Annotated in this window: 6 protein-coding genes; 3 read left to right on the plus strand and 3 right to left on the minus strand. The window is 62.5% G+C overall.

Annotated features, from left to right (window positions below; all coding sequences use genetic code 11):
- The coding region (gene hrcA, locus MR825_RS03880) for a heat-inducible transcriptional repressor HrcA (protein WP_287879011.1) at positions 1-1,004 on the minus strand (1,004 nt) is incomplete at its 3' end.
- A gap of 225 nt (positions 1,005-1,229) precedes the next feature.
- On the opposite strand from hrcA, the gene MR825_RS03885 reads away from it, so the two are divergent.
- On the plus strand, positions 1,230-1,688 hold the full coding sequence (locus MR825_RS03885; RefSeq protein ID WP_287879013.1) for a GNAT family N-acetyltransferase: 459 nt from the start codon (positions 1,230-1,232) through the stop codon (positions 1,686-1,688).
- Positions 1,685-2,725 carry a S66 family peptidase gene (locus MR825_RS03890; protein WP_287879015.1) on the plus strand — a complete coding sequence of 347 codons (1,041 nt, stop codon included), beginning with the start codon at positions 1,685-1,687 and terminating at the stop codon, positions 2,723-2,725. The genes MR825_RS03885 and MR825_RS03890 overlap by 4 nt, the downstream gene beginning before the upstream one ends.
- Before the next feature lie 115 nt (positions 2,726-2,840).
- On the opposite strand, the gene MR825_RS03895 is transcribed toward MR825_RS03890, so the two are convergent.
- Entirely contained in the window at positions 2,841-4,241 is a 1,401-nt protein-coding gene (locus MR825_RS03895) for an MATE family efflux transporter (RefSeq protein WP_186907907.1), read from the minus strand.
- A 4-nt stretch (positions 4,242-4,245) separates the two neighbouring features.
- Positions 4,246-5,370: a cysteine desulfurase family protein gene (locus tag MR825_RS03900; protein WP_256174685.1), complete on the minus strand. Its 1,125-nt coding sequence runs from the start codon at positions 5,368-5,370 to the stop codon at positions 4,246-4,248.
- 376 nt (positions 5,371-5,746) lie between these two features.
- On the opposite strand from MR825_RS03900, the gene MR825_RS03905 reads away from it, so the two are divergent.
- Positions 5,747-6,271 (plus strand): GNAT family N-acetyltransferase, encoded by a 525-nt coding sequence (locus tag MR825_RS03905; protein ID WP_256174684.1) that lies wholly within the window; start codon positions 5,747-5,749, stop codon positions 6,269-6,271.
- Positions 6,272-6,309: the final 38 nt, after the last annotated feature.

Consider the following 6,309-nt stretch of genomic DNA (forward strand, 5'->3'; position numbering starts at 1 on the left):
CGGGAGAGCCCTTCCGCCAGATAGGAAAGCCGGGCGGTGATCTTGGCGTAATCCATACGGGTGGGGCCCACCACGCCGATAACGCCCCGCATGCCGTCCCCAATGTCATAGCTGGCCACCACCACGCTGGAATCCTTCAGCGCGTCGGCTACGTTTTCCGGGCCGATCAGGATATCCATGGGGTTGTCCTTGGGAATGGGGAAGTGGGCGGGGTCGTTTTCGTCGGACAGGTAGCTCATCAGCGGCTGGGCCCGGTCCAGACTGCGGTACTCCGGCAGCTCCAGCAGATGGGTGATGCCCGAGGTGTGTACGGTGCGCTGTTCCAGCGCCTCCAGCACCTCAATGGCAAAGGAGACCACCAGACTGATCAGGCCGTAAGCCTCGCCGGCGGCATGCTGGGCCACCCGCATCAGCTCCGGGGTGATCTCCTCCAGGGACAGTCCCGTGAAGGTCGTATTCAAAAGGGTATTGAGCATCTGCAATTGGGCCTCGGTCAAGTCCGAGGGCAGGCGCATGAGCCGGTTGCGCACGATATTCGTATCGGTCATCACCACGATGATAAAGGCGTTGTGCTCCACCATCAGCAGGTCAAAGCGGCGGATGGTCACCCGGCCGGAGCCGGAGGAGAGGGCGAAAGCGGGATAATTGGTCAACTGGGACACCACGCGGCCCGCCTCGGTGAGCACCCGGTCCAGCTCCCGCATCTTCATGCGCAGGGCCTGGTTGATGCGCTGCGTCTCCTGGATGGAGAGCTTATGTTCTTCCATCAGCTCGTTGACGTACAGCCGGTACCCCAGGGGAGAGGGCACACGCCCGGCGGAGGTATGGGGTTTTTCCAAAAGCCCCATGGACTCCAGGTCGGCCATCTCGTTGCGGATGGTGGCAGAGGAGACCTCTATGCCGATATTTGCGGCGACGGCCTTGGAGCCCACCGGTTCCGCCGTCTCGATGTAGCTTTCAATGATGGCGCGCAGGATCCGCTTTTTTCGTTCCGTCAAATCCATTTGCGCCGCCTCCCCTATGATTTTAGCACTCAACATCTCTGAGTGCTAAAGATAATGTACCACCGTCCCCCCGAAAAGTCAATAGGCCGGATGTAAATTAAATATGAACGGGGCGGGCGGGCCGGGGAAACGCACCTGAGTCGCGGGAATGCGAAGGCAGGAGAGATTGACGGCACGGGGGAACCTATGGTATGCTAAACAAAGAATAAAGGAGGGCTGACCGACGTGGATGCCTTTGCGATCATCGACTATGATCCCCGCTATCAACACGAGCTGGAAGAGATCTCCCTGCCCTGGCTGCTGGAGCACGACCTGCTGGAGCCGGTGGACCTGGAGATGCTGGCCGCGCCGGAGCGCTTCCTGGCGGACGGCGGACGGGTGCTGCTGGCCCGGTGGGGGGAGCAGATTGTGGGTATGGTGATGCTGGAACTCCAGGGGGAGGGCGTGTGCGAGGCCCTCAAGCTTGGGGTGCGGGAGGAATTCCGCGGAAAAGGCGTCGGCCGCGCGCTGATGGAAGCGGTCATCCAGGCCGCCCGGGACGCGGGGCAGCGCCGGATGGTGCTCACCTCCAACCATAAGCTCAAGGACGCGCTCAGGCTCTATGAGGACTTCGGCTTTCAATACGTGGAGTATTCGGACAAGTGGTTCCAGCTCTCCGACGTCCGGATGGAGCTGGAATTATGAAGCGGCCCGTGCGGCTGAAGGCCGGGGATACGGTGGCGGTGGTCAGCCTGTCCTGGGGCGGCCTGGGGGAGGCGGAGCTGCTCCACCGGTATTTGATTGCAAAGCGGCGGCTGGAAGAGGACTTCGGCCTGCGCGTGCGTCCCATGCCCCACGCGCTGAAGGGTGCGGCCTTTGTCCACGCGCATCCGGAGCTGCGGGCCCGGGACCTGATGGACGCCTTTCGGGATGACTCCATCGCCGCTATTTTCTCCGCCATCGGCGGGGACGATACCATCCGGCTGCTGCCTTATATCGACTATGCGGTGATTTCCGCCCATCCCAAGATTTTTATGGGCTATTCCGATACCACCATCAACCATTTTATGATGCTTAAGGCAGGCGTGACCTCCTTTTACGGTCCTTCCGTCCTGTGCGAATTCGGGGAGTACGGGGCCATGTTCGATTATACCGCCCAAGCGGTGCGGGATGTGCTTTTTGGGGATACGGCGGGTTACCAGATCAAGCCCAGCCCCCTCTGGAGCGATACCTTTGTGCCCTGGGCGGAGGAGAATATGGACCGGCGGAAGATCCTGCGGCCGGACGTGCACGGCTACGAGCTGCTTCAGGGGCGCGGTACGGTGCGCGGTCCTCTGTTGGGCGGCTGTATCGACGTGTTCATGATGGCGGCCGGTACGCCGGTCTGGCCCGCGCCGGAACGATGGAGGAGAGCGCTTTTGTTCCTGGAGACCAGCGAGGATAAGCCCTCGCCCACCTTCGTTACCTGGGCCCTGCGCAATCTGGCGGCCCAGGGGGTCCTGGACGCGGTCAGCGGAATTCTGTTCGGCAAGCCCCAGGACGAGGCCTACTATGAAGAGTATAAGCAGGCCCTGCGTCAGGTGGTGGCGGAAGAGGCCGGGCGAAGCGAGCTTCCCATCCTCTATAATTTGAATTTCGGCCACGCCGCCCCCATCGGTGTGCTGCCCATCGGGGTTCCCGCGGAGCTGGACTGCGAAAAAAAGACGCTCACCCTGCTGGAGAGCGCCACAAAATCAGAATAAGACAGTCTGCGGGGACGGCGTTACGCCGTCCCCGCAGTTTGTCGAAAAAGGCCTTTGGCCTTTTTCGACAGAGGGATGCATGACGGACAGGGCTCGATTCTTGCCGGGGACGGCGTTACGCCGTCCCCGGTTCTGATTTGGCAAATTGCGTTACGTCGTTGATCCATTCCCGGGAGCGGAAGCGCCGCACGCCGAAACCGAACTTCACGACCTGCTCCAGCTCGATCCCCGCAAAGACCCAAAAGACGCTCAGGCGGAGCGCCAGCCCGAGGAAAGCCGCCGCCGGGATCGCCGCGCACCAGAGCGGGATCAGATCGATGGCGGTAGCGGCACGCACGTCGCCGCCGCCCCGGAGCACGCCTACGATATTGACGGAGTTGAAGGAACGCAGGGCCAGGAATATGCCGGTGAACGTGAGCATCATAGTGGTGATGGAGCCGGCGGCGCCGGAGAGGTGAAAGATGGGATAGAGCAGGCCGGGGAAGACGAACCAGGCGCACAGGACCATAGGGATCCCGATGGCCAGGGCGCACAGCATGGCCAGCGTATTCAGCGCGGCCCCCACCTCATAGACGGTGTCCCGCCGGCCCGCGCCGATCTCCCGGCCGATGATAATGGAGGCGGTGCCCGCCACGGCGAACACAGCCACCGAGCAAATGTCTTCGATGTTGCCCGCCAGAGCGCGGGCGGCCAGGATCTCGGTGGAGCCCTCCATGTGGCCCAAGATGACCTTGTAGACCGAGGTGCCCAGGCCCCACAGCGTCTCGTTGAGGACTACCGGGCTGGAGTAGCGGATGAATTTTTGCAGCAGCGGCAGGCCGGGGCGGAGCATGGCGGCGGGGCGCAGGCGGAAGCGGCGGTTGGTCAGGGCGTAGACCGCCATGATGGCGAACTCCAGGATACGGGAAGTCAGAGTGGCCGCGGCGGCCCCGGTGACCCCCAGAGCCGGGGCGCCCAGGTTGCCGAAAATGAAGACCCAGTTCAAAACCGTGTTGGCACACATGGAGATGGAGAAGACGATCAGCCCCAGCTTGGGGTTTTCCATGGAGCGGTGGGCCCCCACATATACGCCGGTGATGCTGTTGAACAGATAGGAAAAGCCCACGATGCGGGCGTAGTCGGCGGCCAGGGGGATCAGCTCGGCATTGTCGGTGAGGACGGCCATCAGCTGCTCCGGCAGGAAAAACATCACCGCCGCGAAGAGCGCGGAGATGGCGCCCGCCGCATAACAGCCCAGACCGATGACGCGGTTGATGGAGTCGGTGTCTCCCTTGCCCCAGAACTGGCTGATGAGCACCGAGGAGCCGCTTTGCAGGCCGAAGATGACCAGCTGGATGACAAACACCGGCGTGTTGGCCACCAGTACGGCGGCCAGAGGGGCCTCGCCCAGGGTACCCACCATGAAGGTGTCGATGAGGCCCAGAAAGGTGGTGGTCAGATTTTGCAGCAGAATGGGCAGGCCCAGCAGTACCACGTTTCGGTAAAAGCCGCGGCCGCGTTTCAGGTAAGAAAACAAACGGTCACCTCATTGCGATCCTGGTTTTAGTGATTTGGATCAACCCATCCCGCAGGGCGTCCACATCGGCACGGGTATTTTCCGGAGAAAAGGAAATGCGCAGCACCCCCATCAGGGTGCGCTTGGGCAGGCCCAGCGCGGCAAACACATGGCTTGGCTTACCCTTGTGGCAGGCGGAGCCGGAGGAGACGGATACACCCTGGTCGCTCAGGTCCCGTACCAGCATCTCGCTGGGGTAGCCGGGCAGGCTGACGGCACAGATATGGGGGGCGTCTCCGGCGGAGACCACCTCCAGGCCGGGGACGGCTGCGAGGGTTTCCAGCGCATACTGTTTCAGCGCGGACAGGTGAGCCGGGAAGGAATCGTCCCAGGCGCGGCAGGCGGCGGCAAGGGCCGCGATCTGAGCGGTGGGCTCGGTCCCCGGGCGCCGGCCCTGCTCCTGACCGCCCCCCAGCAGCAGGGGGGACGGCTCCAGCCCCCGGCGGACGTACTGAACGCCGATCCCCTTGGGGGCGCGGATCTTATGGCCGCTGACGGTGAGCAGGTCCGCTCCAAGCTCCGCCGGAGTAAAGGGGACCTTCAAAAAAGCCTGCACGGCATCGGTGTGGAGCAGAGCGGGGCAGCCGGAGCGGCGGATGGCCTCGGCGGCCTGCCGCACGGGCTGCAGGGTGCCCAGCTCGTTGTTGACCAGCATCAGGGATACCAGCGCCGTGTCGGGCCGCAGAGCGGCCTGCAGATCTTCGCAGCGGATGCGCCCGCTCTTGTCCGGTTTGAGGTACGTGACCTCGCAGCCCTGGGCAGCCAGGGCGCGGACCGGCTCCAGCACGGCGGAGTGCTCGATGGCGGATACCACGATATGCCTGCCCCGGCGTTTGTTGAACTCCATGGCGGCACGAATGGACCAGTTGTCCCCCTCCGTGCCGCAGGAGGTGAAATACAGCTCCTCCGCCGCGCAGCCCAGCCGCTGGGCCACAACGGCCCGGTCTTCCGCCAGCCGCGCGGCCGCCGCGCGGCCCGCAGCATGACCGGAGGAGGGGTTCCCAAACCCCTCGGTCATCACTTCCAGCGCGGCCCGGGCGGCCTCGGGGCAGACACGGGTGGTCGCGGCGTTGTCCAGATAGGCGGGCATAAACAGTCACCTCTCAGCAGAGTTCGTACGATACAGCGTTCGCTTATTGTATCGCCCGGGAGGAGGAAAGTCAAGCTTGGCCGCCGGTTGCCAGGCGCTACGGCCTGTGTTAAAATAATGTCTGCTGAATCAACCGCCAAGCGGTTTGTTCGTGCGGCTGCTGCCGCATCATTTCATCCAAAGGGCTATAAGTAGCCCTTTGGATAAATTGAGACATTGTTACAATGCGTATTTCTGCTGGAGTGCCGTATTGCTCCAGCGAAAGGTGCAAGGTTTTCTGGCTTATTTGCCAGAAGACTTTGCACCTGAACAAAGCCAATTGGCTTTGTTCAGTACGCATTAAAATAAAACGAAATCGAACATAAGGAGGTGCGGTATGTTTGAGGTAAAGGCCGCGGTACGCGGAGAATACGCCATGGTGCTGGACTTCTATGACCGGCTGACCGATGGGATGGAGCATGCAGAGTTCCCTCCCGGCTGGAAAAAGCGCGTCTACCCTACCGAGGACTTCCTGCGGGAGTCCATTGCAAGAGGAGAGCTGTTTTTGGGGCGCCTGGATGGGGCACCGGCAGGCGTCATGGTGCTCAACCATATCAGCACGGATGGATACGCGCGGGTGGCGTGGAACGTGGATGCCCCGGCGGAGGCGGTCACAGTCATCCATGCCCTGGGGGTTGCACCGGAGCGCCAGGGCAGGGGGCTTGCCAAACAGCTGGTGAGGCAGGCGATCCACATTGCCCGCACAAAGCGGCAGCGGGCGTTGCGGCTGGACGTATTGGGCACCAACCTGCCCGCGCAGAAGCTGTATACCGCGATGGGCTTTCAGTACAGGACCACCCTGAAACTGTTCTATGAGGATACTGGTACCACGGACTATCTGCTCTACGAGCTGGTCCTGTGATGTTCCCCCGGCAGAAGAATCGGAAAGCGGAGGTGCGG

Source organism: Lawsonibacter sp. (assembly GCF_022777125.1).
Lineage (GTDB): Bacteria > Bacillota > Clostridia > Oscillospirales > Oscillospiraceae > Lawsonibacter_A > Lawsonibacter_A hominis.

Excerpts from the sequence above, each read along its gene's own strand:
- MR825_RS03890 (WP_287879015.1), top strand. The coding sequence starts at position 1,685 with ATGAAGCGGCCCGTGCGGCTGAAGGCCGGGGATACGGTGGCGGTGGTC.
- MR825_RS03900 (WP_256174685.1), bottom strand. The coding sequence starts at position 5,370 with ATGCCCGCCTATCTGGACAACGCCGCGACCACCCGTGTCTGCCCCGAG.
- MR825_RS03905 (WP_256174684.1), top strand. The coding sequence starts at position 5,747 with ATGTTTGAGGTAAAGGCCGCGGTACGCGGAGAATACGCCATGGTGCTG.